Source organism: Arthrobacter sp. V1I9 (assembly GCF_030817075.1).
Taxonomy (GTDB): Bacteria; Actinomycetota; Actinomycetes; order Actinomycetales; family Micrococcaceae; genus Arthrobacter.
In genome coordinates this window covers 979,993-998,695 of the sequence record NZ_JAUSYU010000001.1, presented here as the reverse complement: position 1 = coordinate 998,695, position 18,703 = coordinate 979,993, and the positions used below count along the sequence as shown (strand labels likewise).

Genomic DNA, 18,703 nt, shown 5'->3' with positions numbered 1-18,703 from the left:
CCGGGTTAATCCGCATCAAGTGATAGAGCGTTGGGGAAAAACGCGCGTTAAGTGAGAGAGCGTTGGGTTAGAGGAGGCGGCGCTCGGCGGCCCACTTGGTCAGTTCGTGCCGGCTGGAGAGCTGCAGCTTGCGGAGCACGGCGGACACGTGGGTTTCCACCGTCTTGATGCTGATGAAGAGCTCCTTTGCCACTTCCTTGTAGCTGTAGCCGCGGGCGATCAGGCGCATGACCTCCAGCTCCCGGGCGGAAAGTTTGTCCAGTTCGTCGTCCGCAATGTCCGCGGGGGCTGTGCCAAAGGCGTCCAGGACAAAACCGGCAAGCCGCGGCGAGAAGACGGCGTCCCCGCCGGCAACCCGGTACACGGCATCGGTGATTTCCGCCCCCGAGATGGTTTTGGTGACGTAACCGCGCGCTCCAGCGCGGATCACCGCCACAACGTCCTCGGCCGCGTCGGAAACGCTGAGGGCGAGGAATTTGGTGGTGGACAACAGGGCAGCGGAACCGGCAATGACTTCGCGGCCCCCGCCGCCGAGGCCGCCGGGCAGGTGGACGTCCAGCAGCACCACGTCCGGGCGCTCCTGCCCAATGACGGCAATGGCCTGCTCCACCGTCGCTGCCTCCCCCACCACGCGGATGCTGGGGTCGAGGTCGGCCTTCAGGCCTGAGCGGAAGATGGCGTGGTCGTCCACAATGACCACCCTTGCTGACCTGGCGGTCCGGACGGGTCCTGTACCGGGTCCCTGCGTTGTATTCATGGTTTGCCTTCCGTGCTGTCCTGCGGGGCGGCAGGGAAGCCCAGCCGCACCTCCGTGCCTTCACTGGTGCTGGCGATGGTGGCCGTGCCGCCGTGGCGGTTCATCCGGCCGATGATGGACTCCCGGACGCCGAGCCTGTCCTCCGGCACGTCCTGCAGATCGAAGCCGGGGCCCCGGTCCTTGATGAAGACCTCGGCGCGGCCGTCGGATGCCTCCAGGTAGACCGAGACGGTCCCGCCGCCGTGGCGGGAAGCGTTCAGCATGGCCTCGCGGCTGGCCTGGATCAACGCCTCATGCCCCTCGCTAACGGCGGTGTCTCCCACACTGACCACCTCGACCGCGTTGCCTAACAGGTCTTCCACTTCGGCAGCTGCGGCCTTGATCCGGTCCGACAGCTGCCCGGCGTCCTTGCCCGGGTCCTCGAACAGCCAGCCCCGCAACTCCCGCTCCTGCGCGCGGGCCAGCCGGACGACGTCGTGCTCATTGGCGGCGCGGCGCTGGATAAGTGCCAGCGTCTGGAGCACGGAGTCGTGCAGGTGGGCTGCAATCTCGGCCCGCTCGGTTTCCCGGATCCTGCCGGCCCGCTCCGCTTCCAGGTCCCGCCAGAATTTCAGCGCCCATGGAAGCAGGACCAGCACCACCCCGCCGAGGACAGCCACGGAAGCCAGCAGCGCCAGCCAGGTCTGTTCCCACGAACCCGATCCGGACACCATCACGAGAACGCCCGCCACCACCAGCGCCAGGCCTGCCGCTAGCCTGGCCCAACCCCCGGCCTGGTCCGCTTTGGTCTTGTCCACCAGCCCGGCCCGCCGGGTCTCATCCAGCTGCATCCAGGCAATTGAGGCGCCGCCGAGAACTGCAGCCGCCGGTATCAGGGTGCCCAGCGGAACGTCCACGCCCAGGAGCTGGGCGACGAGGATGCCCGCCACCAGGAGCAGCCCGACGCCCAGCAGGATCTCCTTGCCGTACCGCATCTCACGGAACCTGAACAAGGGCGGCCGGCCAGCCTCCGAGGCATGTCCGGGAGCCGGCCCGCCCGATAGGTAACCACGGGCACCGGGAGGGTCGGCGGACGCGCCACGGCCGCCGTCGGCCATTCCGGGCGGCACCGCTCCAGGGCTACGCAAGGACGGTCCAATTCCGGCCGGTGCCATTCCCCGGGGAACGGAGGCGGGCACGGGCTCGCGGCTCACAGTTGGGGCAATGGGCGACGCCGGGCGGCGCGCCTGCCGGCGGGCGCTTTCGTCCGCGGTTGGCACCATGATCCACAGCCAGGCATAGAAAACGACGCCGGCCCCGCCGGCCAGCGAGGCCAGGACCATCGCAACCCGCACGTTCTTAACCGGCCAACCAAGATGGATGGCTAGGCCGGAGCACACACCCGCGAGGAAGCGGTCGCTGCGGCGGACCAGCGGGGGGCGGACGGGGACGGTTGTCATGGATCAATCCAAGCACGGATCAGGGTAGCCCGGACCGTATTCCGGCCGGAACCGGGGGCCGGTCAGGGACCGTTCAGGGTGTCCCCCAATAGAGCCAAACCGCCGTGGGCGGAAGGATCGAGGTATGAACTCGCAAACCCCCACCCCTGATGACGGCCAGCCAACGGAGCCCCTCCCCAAGCGGGAAAACGAACACCTCACGGAGCCCCTGCTGCCGCCTGCTTCCCCATCGGCGTCGGACCAGAACCCGGAGCCGGAATCCACACAGGACTCCACCCAGGACTACGCGGCGCAGGACAGCTCCGGCGGGCCCACCGCCGGGCCGTCGGCCGGACCCTACTCAAGCCAAGGCACCTCAAGCCAGAGCACCGGCAGCTACGCCTACACGGAAATGCCCAGTCAACAGACTGACTTCTTCGGATGGATCCGCAGCCACGGAATCACGCGAGGCCAGGACCGCTGGATCGGCGGTGTCTCCAGCGGGATCGCCCAGCGCCTGGGCATTGACCCGCTGATCGTCCGCGGCGTCTTCATCGTCCTCACCCTCTTCGCGGGCATCGGTGTGCTTGCCTACGGCCTGGCGTGGGCGTTCCTGCCCGAGCCCGACGGAAGGATCCATGTCCAGGAGGCGGGGGCCGGCAGGTGGACCGGCGGCATGACCGGTTCCCTGATTGCGGTCATCCTTGGCTTCAGCGGGCTGGGCGGCGGATTCTGGGGCTGGGGCGACCGCGGCTTCGGTGCCTTCCTCTGGACCGTCTTCTGGGTTGGCGGCGCCATCTACCTGATCTACTACCTCGCGCAGCGGAACAAGGCAGCGGTTGGAACACCGGCCAGCGCGGCAGGGCCAGGCATGGCCTCCTACCCCGGCAGCACGGCCTACCCTGGCACCAACGCCTACTCGGCAGCGGCTACCGCTGGAACCACTCCCCCCTACTCGGACGTTGCGGGCACAGGTCCTTTCACCGGCAGCCCCTACGGAGGCGCCGGGTCCGGCGGCGGATGGAACAACGGCGGTGCCGGCGGCACCCGCCAGCCGCAGGGTCCCCCGCCTGCACCCAAGGTTCGCCCGGCGGGCCCCGGCACCCCCGCCGTCGCGATCGCTGCCGGCAGCGCCCTGCTGGTGGGCGCGGGACTGAAAGCGCTGGATGTCACGAACATCATTGACCTCGGCGACTCCACCAACGCCATCGCCTGGGCCAGCGCAGCAGCCGTCCTGGGCCTCGGGATCCTCATCCTGGGCCTGCGCGGCAGGACCGCCGGCATCCTGTCGTTCTTCGCGGTGGCTGCCCTGATCATCGGCGGAATCTTCAACGTGGTGGGCAACAACGGCGACCGGGTCCGCTTCCAGCAGGTTGACTGGACGCCCACGAGCATCGGGCAGGCCAGCGACGGACTGAACATCACGGCAGGCCGCGGCACCGTTGACCTCACCGAACTCGCCCTTGCCACCCCGCTACAGTCCGACGTCGTGGTCCCGCTGGACTTTACGGCGAGCAACGTCACGGTGGTAATTCCCGACACCGTGCCCGTGGACATCCGGGCCGACATGACCCTCGGCAACCTGACCGAAGGCGGAAGCCAGCGCGGCGGAACCACCACGCGGGAAAGCAGCTACAACACCGACAAGCCCGGCAGCCACCTGGTGATCCAGATCGACGGCACCGTCAGCAACGTCACCATCAAGGAAGGTAACTGACATGAGCAGCCAAACTCCGGACCCGTACGTTCCGGGAAGTACGACGGCGGCACGCACTGATTCTGCCCCTCCCTCGGGGGCCCGGGTGGGAACCGTGGTGTGGGGCCTGATTGTCCTGGCCCTCGCCGCCCTGATCATCATCGCGCAGCTGGGAATCGTCACCCTCAACGGGACCTACGTCCTGATCGGTCTGATGATCGGCGCCGGCGCGGCCCTGGTGGTCGGCGGCCTCCTCTCCGCCCGGAAACGTGACAACAGCCCGACAACAGGGAAGTCTTGAACCATGGACAAGTTTTTCAGCATCGTCAGGGGCCTTGGCCTGAAACGCGGACCGGAGCGCTGGCTCGGAGGGGTGCTGGGAGGTATCGCAGCGAAGCTGAACGTGGATGTGGCCTTTGTCCGCATCGCTTTCCTCCTCTTCTGCCTGCTGCCCGGCCCGGCCGTCATTTTCTACCTCCTGGCCTGGGTGGTCCTGCCGGACCAGCGGAACGTCATCCCGCTCCAGACGTTCCTTGACCGTCGGTCCATCGACCGCCCCTGAGACTTTCAGCAGAAGGCCCCCGCTCCCTGTTGGAGCGGGGGCTTTCTTGCGTTGCGGCCCGGTCCCCCGGCGGGACCTTATGTAACCAGTTTGTGTCGTACCGCACACCCCGCACTAGACTCTATGTGAGCTCAGCGTGGCGCTCTGCCTGTATACCTTCTCCCAGGATTTGAGCCAGAGACATGAAAATTGGAATTCTCACCAGCGGTGGCGACTGCCCCGGATTGAACGCCGTGATCCGCGGAGCCGTCCTCAAAGGCATTGCCATCCACGGTCACGAATTCGTGGGTTTCCTTGACGGCTGGCGCGGCGTGGTCGAGGGCGACATCATCGACATCCCCCGCACCATGGTCCGCGGTATCGCCAAGCAGGGCGGCACCATTCTGGGCACCTCCCGCACCAACCCCTTCGAAAACGGCGGCGGCCCCGAGGTCATCAAAGCCCACATGGACCGGCTGGGCATTGACGCAATCATCGCGATCGGCGGTGAGGGAACCCTGGCCGCGGCCAAGCGCCTCACGGACGCCGGCCTGAAGATCGTGGGTGTTCCCAAGACCGTGGACAACGACCTCGACGCCACCGACTACACCTTCGGTTTTGACACCGCTGTGCAGATCGCCACCGAAGCCATCGACCGGCTCCGGACCACCGGTGAGTCCCACCACCGCTGCATGATCGCAGAAGTGATGGGCCGGCACGTCGGCTGGATCGCCCTGCACGCGGGCATGGCCGCTGGCGCCCACGCCATCCTCATTCCTGAGCAGAGGGTCAGCATCGAGCAGATCACCGAATGGGTGAAGGAAGCCCACGCCCGTGGCCGCGCGCCGCTGGTAGTGGTGGCCGAAGGGTTCGTCCCGGAGCACATGGAAACCCCGCACTCCGAACGCGGCCTTGATACGTTCGGCCGGCCCCGCCTGGGTGGCATCGCAGACCAGCTCGCCCCGGAACTCGAAGCCCGCACCGGCATCGAAACCCGTGCCACCATCCTCGGCCACATCCAGCGCGGCGGTGTACCGTCGGCCTTCGACCGCGTCCTCGCCACCCGGTTGGGCATGGCAGCCATCGACTCGGTGGTGGAAGGCTACTGGGGCACCATGGTTGCCTTGAAGGGCACGGACATCGAGCACGTGGGCTTCAAGGAAGCCCTGGGCCAGCTGAAGACCGTTCCGCAGAACCGGTACGACGAGGCCGCCGTCCTGTTCGGCTGAGGTGTTTCGCACAGCCAAGGTGTCCTGTTCGGCTGGGCTCCCTGCCCGCCCTAGGCTGGGAGCATGACACTTGACCCCGGTTCTGCCGCCATCATCCAGCTTGCCTGGGCCCGGCGCCTGGGACTCGACGACGACGCCTTCGGAACTGCCCTGGCCTCCGGCGAACGGATCGTCCGGGCGGACGAATCGGCGCGGACCGTGGAGTTCGTGCGGCTCTTTGGAAGTTCGGCACTCGTGGGTCCGCAGTGGGTCATTGACGCCGCTGCGGGCATTCCGGATGAGGAGATGGCCCAGCACGTCACGCTCCTGACGCTGACCCGGTCCCACGGCGGCCATGGCCTGGGTGCTGCCGCGTTGTTCTTCGCCGACGATCTGCCCCTGAAGCAGCCATCGGAAGAGATGACCATTTCGCACGGCAACCCGGAGGCCATCGAATTGGAGGGCCGCTGCCCGCCGGATGACGTCAATGAGGTTGGCCTCTCTGACCTCGAAAACCGCTACACCATCGTGCATGAGGTTGACGGCCGCCGCGTACCCCTGGCCTGCGGGGCCTACTCAGAGTGGGTGGGCCTGCTGGCGCACCTGGGTGTCCTGGTGGATCCGGAGTGGCGGCGCCGGGGCCTGGGTTCACTCGCTGCGTCCATCGCGGCCCACGAGGCGCTGTCCGCAGGGCTCACACTGCAGTGGCGGACAGATGTCAGCAACACCGGATCCCTGGCACTGGCCCGGAAGCTCGGCCTGTCAGCCGGGGGAATCCAGACCAGCGTCCACCTTGGCTGAAGGGACGGCCCCGCTGCCGCCCCAGCCCTGAACCGGCTGGGGCTTCGCAAAGAAAAGTGCCACGGCGGCCCCGACCAGTACTACCCCGGCGGGCAGCAGGATGGACTGCCCCATCGCCGTCGAGAAGCCGCTGTGGAGGGCCCCCGGCAAACTGCCGGACAAAGCCATTCCCTCGCCGGCAGCCCCGCCGGGTCCGCCCGTGGGAAGTTCGGCTGCGAGCCGGGACTGGATCAGCACGGCGATTGCGGCGCTGCCCAGCACTGCACCGAACTGCCGGGTGGTGTTGTAGACACCCGAGCCTGCGCCGGCCTGCCGCGGCGGAAGGTTCCGCGTGGCCGTGGTGCTCAAGGGCGCCCAGATGCCCGCGTTGGCAAAGCCCAGGACGGCGCTCGGCAGCAGGAACATCAGGATGGGGGTGTCCGGCTGCATCAGGACCGAGTTCCACACCAGCGCCACTGCCATCAGAGTCAGCCCGCCTGCGGCGAGGTACTTCGGGTTTACCCGGTCCACGATCTTCCCCACCACCGGTGCCAGGCCGCCCGAGATCAGCGCCATAGGCACCATCAGGAGGGCGGACTGCGTTGGGGTCAGGCCCCGGACCATCTGGTAGTAGAAGATCAGCGGCAGGCCGAAGGAGGTCACGGTGAAGCCCACCATGGTGATACCGATGTTGGCGAGGGAAAAGTTCCGGTCCCGGAACAGCCCCAGCGGCAGGAGCGGCTCACCCTTGTTGAAGCGCTGCCACACCACAAACCCGGTCAGCACGGCAAAGCCGGCGATGATCAGTCCCCACACACTGACCGGTCCAACGATGGTGCCCCAGTTGTAGGTTTCGCCTTCCTGGATGCCGAACACCAGGAGGAAGAGTCCGACGGCGCTGAGCACCACGCCCGGGATGTCGAACCGGTGCTGGTGGGTGGTGAGGGTGGGAACGTTCCGCCAGGCGAGGACGAACCCGACGATGCCGATGGGAACGTTGATGAAGAAGATCCACTCCCAGCCAAACCCGTCCACCAGCACACCGCCGAGGATGGGGCCTACCAGCGTGGCGACGCCGGCGGTGGCTCCCCAGATGGCCATGGCGGCACCGCGCCGGTCCGGCGGGAAGATCCGGGTGATGACGGCCATGGTCTGGGGTGTCATGATGGCTGCGCCGAAGCCCTGGATAACCCGCGCGGCAATCAGGGTTTGGACGTCACCGGACAGGCCGCACCACAGCGAAGCCAGGGTGAAAACCACCAGCCCGGCGAGATACAGCTTTTTCGGCCCGAAACGGTCGCCCAGCCTGCCCGTGATCAGCAGCGGGACGGCGTAGGCGAGGAGGTAGGCGCTGGTGACCCAGATGACCGCGTTGATATCCGCGCCAAGCCCCTCCATGATCCGGGGATTCGCTACGGAGACGATGGTGGTGTCGATCAGGATCATAAAGAACCCGATCACCAGGGACCAAAGGGCCGGCCACGGCCTTGCTACGTTTTCCACGGGTCATCCTTCGTCAGGTGGTGATCTGCCGGGCGGGACCCGGTGGTGCTAGCCCAGGAGATCCAGGATCTCCTGGCGCGCGAACATCTGGGCCGCCGCGCGGGCAGATGGTGAACCGGCGTCAGGATCGGCTCCGGCGTCGAGCAGGACCCGGGCAACCTCCGTGTAGCCCTTGAAAGCCGCTCCGGCGAGCGGAGTCTGGCCGCGGTCGTTGGCGGTGTCCGCTACAGCGCCGTGTCCCAGGATGAGCTGAACGGTCTCCGCGTGGCCGTGATAGGCGGCCAGCATCAGGAGGGAATCACCGGCGGAGTTGGTCAGGGTGGCGGGAGCGCCGGCGTCGAGATAGGCACGCAGCAGCGCTGTGTCCCCTTCCCTGGCCGCCTGGAACAGAGTGTGTGCCAAAGCCAGCGCATCGTCGTCGTGCCCTCCCGGGGCCGCAGGAGCTGCGTTCGACTGCCCTGAACCATGTCCTGCCGTATCTGTCATTATCGGGGCCCCCTAAGGAATCCGGTCTGGCGCCCCACTACCTGGCCGGCGTCGGGGGCAACGATGAGTTCCTGGGCGGCAGGATAAGGCTCCTCGCCGTCCAACACCGTCAGTATTTCATCCGCGCCCACGGAACGCTTTATGACTGCCAGGGCAACCGGCCCCATCTCGTAGTGCTGCGCCACTGAGGTGACCGTCCCGACCTTCCGCTCTCCCACCAGCACAGGGCTTCCGGCCTGCGGCAGCGTGTGCTGGGATCCATCCAGCTGGAGGAACACGAGCCGGCGCGGCGGGTGCCCGAGGTTGTGCACACGCGCGATGGTTTCCTGGCCTTTGTAGCAGCCCTTGGCCAGGTGGACTGCGGTGCGGAGCAGGTCCAGCTCGTGCGGGATGGTTTTGTCGTCCGTCTCAGCACCGATGCGGGGCCGCCAGGCGGCGAGCCGCAGCGCTTCGGCTGCGAGGACGCCGGCCAGCTGTCGCCCCTCAACGGTCTGTTCCAGTTCCGCGGCCGGGATCAGGTACTCAAACCAGGGGCGCTCCAGCCCGGGATGGCTTGCCGGGGGGACGGTGGCGTAGGAGTAGCCACCCGGGGCCACGTTGGGCCACGGATCCTGCCACACCAGCAGTGCGGACCATTCGGGAACTGCCCGGGTGCTGCCCACTGCCGCCCAATCGGCGGAAACGTCAGCAATTTCCACCCGCAGCATGAACTTCATCCTGTTCAGGAACTCAGCCAGGGGTGCTGCTTCGGCGGCCTCCACGAGCAGCCAGGTGGTCACGCCGTCGTCAATCACCCTGGCGTCGAAATCGATCCTCCCCTGGACACTCAAGAGGAGCAGTTCGCTGGACTCCCCCGGCTGAAGGTTGGTGACCTGCTGCGAGGACAGCGTGTTGAGCCAGGTCAGCCGGTCCGGCCCGGTGACCGTGACAACGCCGCGGTGGGAGAGGTCGACGACGGCGGCACCGGAAGCGAGTGCGCGCTGCTCGCGCAGCGGCTCACCGTAGTGGGAGGCGACGCCGGCGTCCGCACCGGTTGCCTCAACGGCTCCAGGGCGCGACAACAGAGGGCTGGGAGTAGTCATACTGGGGGCAACGTCCTAAGGTCAGTGTGTATTCCGGTTTCGACAGCTCAACCACCGCAGGGGCTAGCGGTACTCCGGGTTTTCGAAATCGAAACGCGTTCCTGCCGCCCACTCCTGCGGAAGGTTGCCGTGGGCCGGGTAACCGCCGGCGTCCTTGAGGATCCGGGCAAGGTGCAGGAGGTTCCAGGTCATGAAGGTGGTGTTTCGGTTGGTGAAGTCGCTTTCGGGCCCGCCGGAGCCCTCGTCCAGATAGCTGGGGCCCGGGCCCACCGGACCGATCCAGCCTGCGTCCGCCTGGGGCGGGATGCTGAAGCCGATGTGCTGGAGGCTGTAAAGGACGTTCATGGAGCAGTGTTTGATGCCGTCCTCGTTGCCGGTGATCAGGCAGCCGCCCACTTTGGGGTAGAAGACCCACTGGCCTTTGCTGTTGAGTTCGCCGGAGTGGGCATACAGCCGCTCTATCAGCTTCTTGGTCTGCGAGGAGTTGTCTCCCAGCCAGATGGGCCCGGCCACCACCAGGACGTCCGCGTCCTCCACTGCCGGGTAGAGCTCAGGCCATGCGTCAGTGGGCCAGCCGTACTCGGTCATGTCCGGGTAGACGCCGCTGGCGATATCGTGGTCCACGGTGCGGATCACCCTGGTGCTGACACCCTGCTTTTCCATGATGAGCCGGCTGATGTTGATCAGCCCGTCCGTGTTGGACGTCTGGGGCGATCTTTTCAGGGTTCCGTTGAAGAAAACAGCTTTCAGATCGCTGTAGTCCCGGCGGTTCCCGGAGGCAGGTACGCTCTGCGGATCTTCCATGTGCCACCACCCGCTTTCATTTCCTCCGGACCGCGGACGGTCAAGAGACTTTTTTGAGGAAGGCGGAGGCGTGGGCTTCCAGTCCCTTGCCCTCCTTGCCGCCTACGGCGACGTCCCATCGCCACAGCAGGTTCCCATCCACCAGGCCGAAGATGCGCGTGGCGGCGCTGTAGTCCTTGGAGTGGCTCCCACGCATCACCATATCCGTGGTCAGCTGGATCTGGGGCCCCTTGATCTGCCCGTAGTACAGCTCGGAGATCCCGCCCGGATGCGAGATGGACACGGAGATGTCGAAGCCGCCCTCGCTGTTGCGGAGGGCTTCCACCTCATCGGCACTCTTCAGCGCAGGAACGATGTCCGCCGGGATCAGGCCGGGGCCGCCGTCGGCATCGAGCTGCTTGCGCTCCAGTGCCCAAAAGCCGGTCTCGACGGTCAGGGGCCGCAGGCGCGTGCCGTCGTCGTCCGTCAACCAGCTCTCCGCACGGTACTGGAGGTAAGCCAGCCCGTTGTGGGTGAAGGACACGTGCTGCAGGAAGTGTTCCGAGTCCTCGTCCCCGGAGCCCAAACGGCCGCGGCCCTCCCACTCACCAATGAGCCAGGAAAGCGGGACAAGTTCTGGGGTCAGGTCTGTGGGAATCTCAATCGGCACAGCAAATACCTCGGGAAACTGCTAGCTCCGGAAAGGGTCTACTTCTGGCCTTTGAACAGGCGGTACACCACAAAGCCGGCAAACCACGCCATGGACAGGCTGGCGATGCCGAGCAGGACAAGGAAGAAGATTTCAAAAGCAAGTACGGACATGATGCCATCCTAACCCGTCAGTAGATGAGTAGTTTGTCTATGAAGTAAGCCAGGGAACCCACCGCGGAGACGGGCGCCAGCCCCATGCTAAGGGCAGCAGGAACATTAAGCGGTGCACCGCGGAGCGTTACGAGCCGGCGGAAACTGACCAGGACCGCGCCCACCATAACACCAAAGATGGCCGCCGGCAGGACGGCGATGTCGGAGAGGACCAGCCCTGCGAGCGGACCGGCAAGTCCGGCGAGGATGATGCCCAGGGGCGCGATGATGCTGTCCGGCCACCGGATCAGGCAGGCCATCAGGGCGACTGCCGCGCTGATGGCTGCCACCAGCAGCATCTCCCTTACCCCGTTGAACCGGGCGCCGGCGATCCAGCCCGCCCCGAGGCAGGCCAGCAGCACTCCCACCGAGCAGCCAAGCGTCGACTCCAGCCGCTGGGCCTGCCCCGTTCCGCGGATCAGCTGCACCACAAAGACAGCCATGATTCCCAGGGCGATGAAGGGCGGTGTCCAGTCCAGGTAGCCCGGAGCGGGCGCGTACGCGGCGGCGAGCGCCGAGCCGGCTCCGGCGAGGGCAATCACCGCCGCGAGTGTCTTTTTGGCGGGAATCCGGAGGAAATGGGGCCAGCCGATGCCCACCGCGGCCGCGCTGGCCACGGCAACAGCGACGAGGGCCTCGCGGGAGGTGTATACCCCGGCGATGATCGCAGCCAGTCCGGCGATGCCCACCACGCCGATGGTCCACGAGCCCAGGGAGCGGACCGGCGCCTGCAGGTCCGCAGTCATACGGATCCCGGCCGGGGCTTAGTCTGTGCACTCACTGCGCTGCATCCCATCCTGCGTTGACCTTGGAAGGCGGTCCGCCCTCAGTGGCAGGGCATCAGGCCCTGCCACAATCCTGCCTTATGTGAACGGCTTATGTCGCAAAACGTCCCTCGATCAGGACCGGACCAGTGCCAGCTTAGGGGCCGCCGGGTATACTCGGAGCTCAGCTAAGTTCCCTGCTGAAGTGGCCGGACTCCTGCCGTCGGCGGAGTCCCAAACCGGGGCAGGGAGCCAGTACCGGCCGGTGAGAATCCGGTTCAGTCGCCCAACGATGCGCGGACGGCCCTTGGAGGAACAATGTCGCACATCCTGTTATTGACGAACAGCACCGGTTCTTCGGTGGACATCCTGCCTGCCTTGGAATTGCTGAACCACCGGGTCCACATCCTCCCTGCCGAGCCCACCGCCCTGCTGGAGACGGACCCCTGCGACATCGTGCTGCTGGACGCCCGCAAGGACTTGGTGGGGGCCCGTTCCCTCACCCAGCTCCTCAAGGCCACCGGCCTGAGCGCCCCGCTGGTGCTGATCCTCACCGAAGGCGGCATGGCCGCTGTCTCCTCCGCCTGGGCCGTGGACGACATCGTGCTCGAATCTGCCGGCCCCGCCGAGGTGGAGGCCCGTATCCGGCTGTCCGTCGCCCGGGCCGTCCCCGAGCAGGAGGACACGCCGTCCGAAATCCGCGCCGCAGGCGTCGTCATCGATGAGGCGAGCTACACCGCCCGTGTGAACGGGGCACCCCTGAACCTGACGTTCAAGGAATTCGAGCTCCTGAAGTACCTGGCACAGCACCCCGGCCGTGTGTTCACCCGCCAGCAGTTGCTCACCGAAGTGTGGGGCTACGACTACTACGGGGGCACCCGTACCGTGGACGTCCACGTCCGGCGGCTGCGCGCCAAACTCGGCGCCGACCACGAAAACCTCATCAGCACTGTCCGCAACGTTGGCTACCGGCTCACCCTGGTGCGGCAGCAGGAAGACGAGCTGACGGAAGCCTGAGCCGGGCTGACCGCGGTCCGGTATCCGATGATCCCGTATAGCCTTGCCTCATGACTCCAGCGCACCCTGAGAAGTGGCCCGTCCAAGTTGTTCAAGGCGGTGTTGACCGGCAGCTCCTGAATGACTGCGGCAATCTGCTGGCTGCAGCGGAAGAGTCTGACGGCAACCCCTCCATATCGGAGCAGACCCTCATCAGCATGCGCGCCGGCGATTCCGCGGAACACCAGGTGCTCACCCTTGCCCTGTATGCCCCGGACGAGGACTCTGATCCCTCCTCCGGCCAGGACCTTGCAGGGTTCGCGGCGGTGGTCGAAGAAGCGGACGGCAGCGGCGTGGTCGAAATCGCCGTGCATCCCAGCTACCGCAACCAGGGTGTCGCCGACCGCCTCGTGGGCGCCCTCCAGGACAAGCGGGGGCTCCAGGGACTGAAAGCATGGTCGCACGGCAACCATGAGGCAGCCGCGGATCTTGCCGCCCGCTACGGCTATGTTCCCGTGCGCGAGCTGTGGAAAATGCGGATGACGACGGCGGCGGACCTTCCCGACGTCGTCCTTCCGGACGGAGTTCACATCCGGGCGTTTGTGCCCGGCCAGGATGAGGACGGCTGGCTGGCTGCCAACCGTGCAGCGTTTTCCCACCACCCCGAGCAGGGCAGCCTCACCCGCGCGGACCTCGACGCCCGTATGGCTGAGGAATGGTTTGACCCCGCAGGCTTCCTCCTTGCTGTCAACGGGAACGGCCGGCTGCTCGGCTACCACTGGACCAAGGTGCACCCCAGTCACGGCTCCCACCCCGCGATCGGTGAAATCTATGTGGTGGGCGTGACCCCGGAAGCCCAGGGGTCGGGCCTGGGCAAAGCCCTCACGGTGGCAGGCATTAAGTACCTGCAGGGCCTGGGGCTGCACGCAGTCATGCTGTACGTCGACGCCGACAACGCACCCGCGGTCGCCCTGTACCGGCGGCTGGGCTTCACGCGCTGGGACATGGATGTGATGTACGGCCCGGCGGCGGGTTAGTCCAAACCCCTGACGCAAGGGCCCCGCGGCGCGAAATCCACGGCCCCTGGCTAGTGATTGCTTGTAAGGTTGAAACAGAACCGCGCAGGCCGGATACGGCCGCATCAAAGCGCCAGGTAAAGGAGATGCCATGAACCCGGAACCTTCCGGAGCAGCCACGTCCCAAGAGACTCCAGTCCCCGTGCGCGCCCGATTTGGCTCCTCGGAGGTTCCGGCGTCGCGGGCCACACAGGACCGGATTGACATCCCGGACTTCGCGCCCAACCTGGAACCCGAGGGCGACATCCGGCCGGACCGCTTTCTTGACCGGGAACTGAGCTGGCTCAGCTTCAACTCCAGGGTCCTGGAACTTGCCGAAGACGCTTCCCTGCACCTGCTGGAACGGGTCAGCTTCCTCTCCATTTTCGCGTCCAACCTGGACGAGTTCTTTATGGTCCGCGTGGCCGGCCTGAAGCGGCGCATTGCTACCGGACTGGCTGTTCCCTCCCCTGCAGGCCTGAGCCCGGTGGAAGTGCTGGAAAAAATCGGTGAGGAAGCCCACCGGCTCCAGCAGCGCCACGCACAGGTCTTCGCGGAACAGATTCGCCCGGCCCTGGCTTACGAGCACATCCACCTGATGCACTGGGACGAACTGGATGATGCTGCCAAGCAGCAGCTCAGCCAGATGTTCGCCGAAAAGGTGTTTCCCATCCTGACGCCCCTGGCGGTGGACCCGGCACATCCATTCCCCTACATTTCGGGCCTGTCCCTGAACCTGGCCGTAGTGGTGCGGAACCCCGTCAGCGACAAGGAACTGTTCGCGCGTGTCAAGGTGCCGGACCAGCTGCCGCGGCTCATCTCCATCGACGGCCCGCGTGCCGGCGCGGTGGCAGGCCGCGTGGCCCGCTTCATTGCGCTTGAGGAAGTCATCGCCGTCCACCTGGACAAATTGTTTGCCGGGATGGAGGTCCTCGAGCACCACACCTTCCGGGTCACCAGGAACGAGGACGTGGAGGTTGAAGAGGACGACGCCGAGAACCTGCTGCAGGCGCTCGAAAAGGAACTGCTGCGCCGCCGCTTCGGCCCGCCCGTCCGGCTCGAGGTGACCAACGACATCAACCCGAACATCCGCGCGCTACTGATCCGCGAACTGGGCGTTGAGGAATCCGAGGTCTACTCGGTCCCGGCCCCGCTGGACCTCCGGGGCCTTTCAGTCATTGCCGGCATCGACCGCGCCGACCTCCATTACCCCAAGCACGTTCCCCATACCTCCCGGTACCTGAACGAGTCCGAGACCTCCAAGGCCCGCCAACGTCTTCGCCGCGATGCGCCGCCGCGACATCCTGCTCCACCACCCGTACGACTCGTTTTCGACTTCGGTGCAGGCCTTCCTGGAGCAGGCGGCGGCGGACCCCAAGGTCCAGGCCATCAAACAGACCCTGTACCGCACCTCGGGCGACTCCCCCATTGTGGACGCCCTCATTGATGCCGCCGAGGCAGGCAAACAGGTCCTGGCCCTGGTGGAGATCAAGGCCAGGTTTGATGAGCAGGCGAACATCTCCTGGGCCCGCAAGCTTGAACAGGCCGGCGTGCACGTGGTGTACGGCATCGTGGGCCTGAAGACGCACTGCAAGCTCTCGCTGGTGGTGCGCCAGGAAGTGGACGGGCTGCGGCGGTACTGTCACATCGGCACGGGCAACTACCACCCCCGCACCGCCCGGTACTACGAGGATCTGGGCCTGCTTACGGCCAACGACCAGGTGGGCGAGGACCTCTCTAAGCTTTTCAACCAGCTCTCCGGCTACGCTCCCAAGTCAACCTTCAAGAGGCTTCTGGTCGCTCCGCGTTCGGTGCGTTCCGGGCTGATCGACCGGATCGAAACCGAGATCCGGAACGCCCGGGCCGGGCTGCCGGCCCGGGTCCAGATCAAGGTCAACTCCATGGTGGACGAAGCCATCATCGACTCGCTCTACCGTGCGTCCCAGGCCGGGGTGAAGGTGGATGTTATCGTCCGCGGTATCTGCTCGCTGCGCCCGGCGGTGCCCGGGCTCAGCGACAACATCACCGTCCGTTCGGTCCTGGGCCGGTTCCTGGAGCACTCCCGCGTGTTCGCATTCGCGAACGGCGGGAATCCGGTGGTGTATATCGGCTCGGCGGACATGATGCACCGCAACCTGGACCGCCGGGTTGAGGCCCTGGTCCAGCTGAGCGCTCCCGATGACATCAACTACGTCCTGGACCTGTTGCGCCGCTACATGGCCCCGGAAACTGCAAGCTGGCACCTGGACAACGAAGGGAACTGGTCGCGTCACCATCTGGCCGACGACGGCAGGCGGCTGGAGGACGTCCAGTCCTTCCTGCTGGCCTCACGGCCGCGGCAACGTAGCCTGAGCCGACGGTAAGGGCTGCGGTTTTGTCGAGCGACGCACTCGTAGCAGACCAGACAGACCACCCAGGCGAACCGGTAGCCGTCACGGCTGCAGGGGCGCTGCCGTGGCGCGTCAACAAGGACGCACTTGAAGTACTGCTGATCCATCGGCCCCGTTATGACGACTGGTCCTGGCCAAAAGGCAAGATTGACGACGGCGAGACCATCCCTGAATGCGCCGTCCGCGAGGTGCGGGAGGAGATTGGGCTCACCGCCGCACTGGGCAGGCCGCTGCCCCCCATCCACTATCACGTGGCAAGCGGCTTGAAAGTCGTTCATTACTGGGCCGTCAAGGTCAACGGCGCCGGGCTGGTTCCGGACGGCAAGGAGGTGGACAGCGTGATGTGGTGTGCCCCGGATAAGGCGGCCCGGCTGCTGTCCAACCCCTCCGACGTGGAACCCCTTGAATACCTGCGGGACGCCCACGAGCGTGGGGAACTGGACACCTGGCCCCTGCTGGTGGTCCGGCACGCAAAAGCCAAGCCCCGTTCGTCCTGGAGCAAGGCTGAAGGCGAGCGGCCGCTCGCTGCCACCGGAACGCGCCAGGCACAGGCTGTGGGCCGGCTGCTCCAGGCATGGAAGCCGCCCCGGGTTGTCACCAGCCCGTGGCTCCGGTGTGTTGCCACGGTCGCGCCCTATGCAAAGGCGACCGGTGCAAAGGTCAAACTGGTGGAGGCCCTTACCGAACACCGGCACGAGCGGAGCCCCAAGAAAACAGCGGCCGTCATCGAGGCCCTTCTCGAGAGGCAGCGGCCGGTGGCCGTCTGCACCCACCGGCCGGCGCTGCCCACCGTATTCGGGCAGCTGGCCAAACACATGCCCGCGCATCTGGGCGCCCTCCTGCCCGCCGAGGAACCGTTTCTGTCCCCCGGCGAACTGGTGGTGTGCCATGTGGCTCCCGGCGGGAAAAACAGGATTGTGGCCGTGGAGCAGTTCAAGCCGTTCGACGACTGACTCCTGCAGTGACAGCGTCGGCAACCACCCCGATAGACTTGGGGGGTGAGCATTCCAACTCCTTATGAAGACCTCCTGCGCGATGTCCTGGCCTCCGGCACGCACAAGTCGGACCGCACCGGGACCGGAACCACCAGCGTTTTCGGGCGTCAAATGCGCTTTGACCTGGCCAAGAGTTTCCCGCTGATCACCACCAAGCGGGTCCATTTCAAGTCCGTAGCAGTTGAGCTCCTGTGGTTCCTGCGCGGCGAAACGAACGTGAAATGGATGCAGGACCAGGGCGTCACCATCTGGAACGAGTGGGCTGACGCCGATGGTGACCTGGGGCCCGTCTACGGCGTCCAATGGCGCAGCTGGCCCACCCCGGACGGAGGCCACATCGACCAGATCGCCGAGCTGGTTGAGAACCTGAAGTCCAACCCGGACTCCCGCCGGCACATCGTCTCCGCCTGGAACGTCTCGGAACTGCACGACATGGCCCTGCCGCCGTGCCACGCGTTCTTCCAGTTCTACGTGGCGGACGGCAAACTCTCCTGCCAGCTGTACCAGCGCTCCGCGGACATGTTCCTGGGTGTGCCGTTCAACATCGCCTCCTACGCACTGCTCACCTGCATGGTGGCCCAGCAGGTGGGACTTGAGCCCGGCGAGTTTGTCTGGACCGGCGGTGACGTCCACATCTACGAAAACCACATGGACCAGGTCCTCAAACAGCTGGAACGCGAACCGTACGAGTACCCGCAGCTGAAGATCACCCGCAAGCCGGCTTCGATCTTCGACTACACGCTGGAGGACTTCGAAGTGGTCGGCTACCAGCACCACCCCACGATCAAGGCTCCGATCGCCGTATGAGCACGGAGAACTTCACCGATCCGCAGTCCTTTACCGAGGAACTGGCCGCCTCCGTGACCGGTGTGGGGCTCGTTTGGGCGCAAACCTCGGACGGCGTTATTGGCAAGGACGGGGACATGCCCTGGCACCTGCCGGAGGACCTGAAGCACTTCAACCGGCTCACCATAGGCCACCCCGTGGTGATGGGGCGCAAGACCTGGCTGTCATTTCCGGAGAAGTACCGCCCCCTGCCCGGCCGGACCAACATTGTGGTTACCCGGCAGAAAAGCTGGGCCGATACACCCGAGGCGGAGGGCGCCGTCGTGGTTCCCTCCCTGGATGACGCGCTGCTTGAGTCCCAGTTCGTCGACGGCGGCGGAACCGTCTGGATCCTGGGCGGCGGCGAGATTTTCCGCCAGTCCACCGAGCTCGCCAACGTTGCGGTGGTCACCACCATCGACGTCGATGCCGACGGCGATACGTTCGCCCCCGAGCTTGGCACGAGTTGGGAGGCTGCCGCCTCCGTCCCGCCGGACGGCTGGCTGACGGCCGCCAACGGAACACGCTACAGATTTACTAAATGGTTAAGGACTGAGGGCTAG

At 66.1% G+C, this 18,703-nt stretch carries 18 protein-coding genes and 1 pseudogene; 11 read left to right on the top strand and 8 right to left on the bottom strand.

What is annotated here, in order from left to right:
* Positions 1-67: 67 nt before the first annotated feature.
* The gene (locus QFZ70_RS04725; protein WP_307094327.1) at positions 68-757 is read right to left on the bottom strand and encodes a response regulator transcription factor; all 690 of its coding nucleotides are present in this window, start codon (positions 755-757) and stop codon (positions 68-70) included.
* Positions 754-2,196, bottom strand: a complete 1,443-nt coding sequence (locus QFZ70_RS04720) for an ATP-binding protein (RefSeq protein WP_307094326.1) — start codon at positions 2,194-2,196, stop codon at positions 754-756. The genes QFZ70_RS04725 and QFZ70_RS04720 overlap by 4 nt, the downstream gene beginning before the upstream one ends.
* Before the next feature lie 124 nt (positions 2,197-2,320).
* On the opposite strand from QFZ70_RS04720, the gene QFZ70_RS04715 reads away from it, so the two are divergent.
* The 5 genes from QFZ70_RS04715 (at position 2,321) to QFZ70_RS04695 (ending at position 6,421) form a co-directional block, all read left to right on the top strand.
* Entirely contained in the window at positions 2,321-3,892 is a 1,572-nt protein-coding gene (locus QFZ70_RS04715) for a PspC domain-containing protein (protein ID WP_307094325.1), read from the top strand.
* A 1-nt stretch (position 3,893) separates the two neighbouring features.
* Positions 3,894-4,172, top strand: a complete 279-nt coding sequence (locus tag QFZ70_RS04710) for a hypothetical protein (protein ID WP_307094324.1) — start codon at positions 3,894-3,896, stop codon at positions 4,170-4,172.
* Positions 4,173-4,175: 3 nt separating this feature from the next.
* Positions 4,176-4,433 (top strand): PspC domain-containing protein, encoded by a 258-nt coding sequence (locus QFZ70_RS04705; protein WP_104042559.1) that lies wholly within the window; start codon positions 4,176-4,178, stop codon positions 4,431-4,433.
* Between the two features lie 182 nt (positions 4,434-4,615).
* On the top strand, positions 4,616-5,641 hold the full coding sequence (locus QFZ70_RS04700; RefSeq protein WP_307094323.1) for an ATP-dependent 6-phosphofructokinase: 1,026 nt from the start codon (positions 4,616-4,618) through the stop codon (positions 5,639-5,641).
* 63 nt (positions 5,642-5,704) lie between these two features.
* Positions 5,705-6,421: a GNAT family N-acetyltransferase gene (locus QFZ70_RS04695; RefSeq protein ID WP_307094322.1), complete on the top strand. Its 717-nt coding sequence runs from the start codon at positions 5,705-5,707 to the stop codon at positions 6,419-6,421.
* Here the strand turns inward: QFZ70_RS04695 and QFZ70_RS04690 are convergent.
* The 6 genes from QFZ70_RS04690 to QFZ70_RS04665 form a co-directional block, all read right to left on the bottom strand.
* On the bottom strand, positions 6,383-7,903 hold the full coding sequence (locus QFZ70_RS04690; protein ID WP_307094321.1) for a DHA2 family efflux MFS transporter permease subunit: 1,521 nt from the start codon (positions 7,901-7,903) through the stop codon (positions 6,383-6,385). The genes QFZ70_RS04695 and QFZ70_RS04690 overlap by 39 nt on opposite strands.
* 48 nt (positions 7,904-7,951) lie before the next feature.
* The gene (locus tag QFZ70_RS04685; RefSeq protein WP_307094320.1) at positions 7,952-8,389 is read right to left on the bottom strand and encodes an ankyrin repeat domain-containing protein; all 438 of its coding nucleotides are present in this window, start codon (positions 8,387-8,389) and stop codon (positions 7,952-7,954) included.
* A complete protein-coding gene (locus QFZ70_RS04680; RefSeq protein ID WP_307094319.1) occupies positions 8,389-9,471 on the bottom strand; it encodes a folate-binding protein YgfZ in 1,083 nt (360 codons plus the stop codon). The genes QFZ70_RS04685 and QFZ70_RS04680 overlap by 1 nt, the downstream gene beginning before the upstream one ends.
* Before the next feature lie 63 nt (positions 9,472-9,534).
* Positions 9,535-10,275 (bottom strand): flavodoxin family protein, encoded by a 741-nt coding sequence (locus QFZ70_RS04675; RefSeq protein ID WP_307094318.1) that lies wholly within the window; start codon positions 10,273-10,275, stop codon positions 9,535-9,537.
* 40 nt (positions 10,276-10,315) lie between these two features.
* Positions 10,316-10,924: an FABP family protein gene (locus QFZ70_RS04670; RefSeq protein ID WP_307094317.1), complete on the bottom strand. Its 609-nt coding sequence runs from the start codon at positions 10,922-10,924 to the stop codon at positions 10,316-10,318.
* 169 nt (positions 10,925-11,093) lie between these two features.
* Positions 11,094-11,861, bottom strand: coding sequence for a permease (locus tag QFZ70_RS04665; protein ID WP_307094316.1), 768 nt, complete (start codon positions 11,859-11,861; stop codon positions 11,094-11,096).
* A gap of 336 nt (positions 11,862-12,197) precedes the next feature.
* Between QFZ70_RS04665 and QFZ70_RS04660 the strand changes: the two genes are divergently transcribed.
* The 6 genes and pseudogenes from QFZ70_RS04660 to QFZ70_RS04635 all read left to right on the top strand — a co-directional run bounded on the left by QFZ70_RS04660 (position 12,198) and on the right by QFZ70_RS04635 (position 18,703).
* Complete coding sequence (locus QFZ70_RS04660; protein WP_163161846.1) at positions 12,198-12,896, top strand: response regulator transcription factor; 699 nt, start codon at positions 12,198-12,200, stop codon at positions 12,894-12,896.
* Positions 12,897-12,946: 50 nt separating this feature from the next.
* A complete protein-coding gene (gene mshD, locus QFZ70_RS04655) occupies positions 12,947-13,912 on the top strand; it encodes a mycothiol synthase (protein WP_307094315.1) in 966 nt (321 codons plus the stop codon).
* 130 nt (positions 13,913-14,042) lie between these two features.
* Positions 14,043-16,293, top strand: a pseudogene (locus tag QFZ70_RS04650) (RNA degradosome polyphosphate kinase).
* An 11-nt stretch (positions 16,294-16,304) separates the two neighbouring features.
* On the top strand, positions 16,305-17,273 hold the full coding sequence (locus QFZ70_RS04645; protein ID WP_307094314.1) for an NUDIX hydrolase: 969 nt from the start codon (positions 16,305-16,307) through the stop codon (positions 17,271-17,273).
* A 45-nt stretch (positions 17,274-17,318) separates the two neighbouring features.
* Positions 17,319-18,122, top strand: coding sequence for a thymidylate synthase (locus QFZ70_RS04640; RefSeq protein WP_307094313.1), 804 nt, complete (start codon positions 17,319-17,321; stop codon positions 18,120-18,122).
* A complete protein-coding gene (locus QFZ70_RS04635; RefSeq protein WP_307094312.1) occupies positions 18,119-18,703 on the top strand; it encodes a dihydrofolate reductase in 585 nt (194 codons plus the stop codon). Before QFZ70_RS04640 ends, QFZ70_RS04635 begins: the two co-directional genes overlap by 4 nt.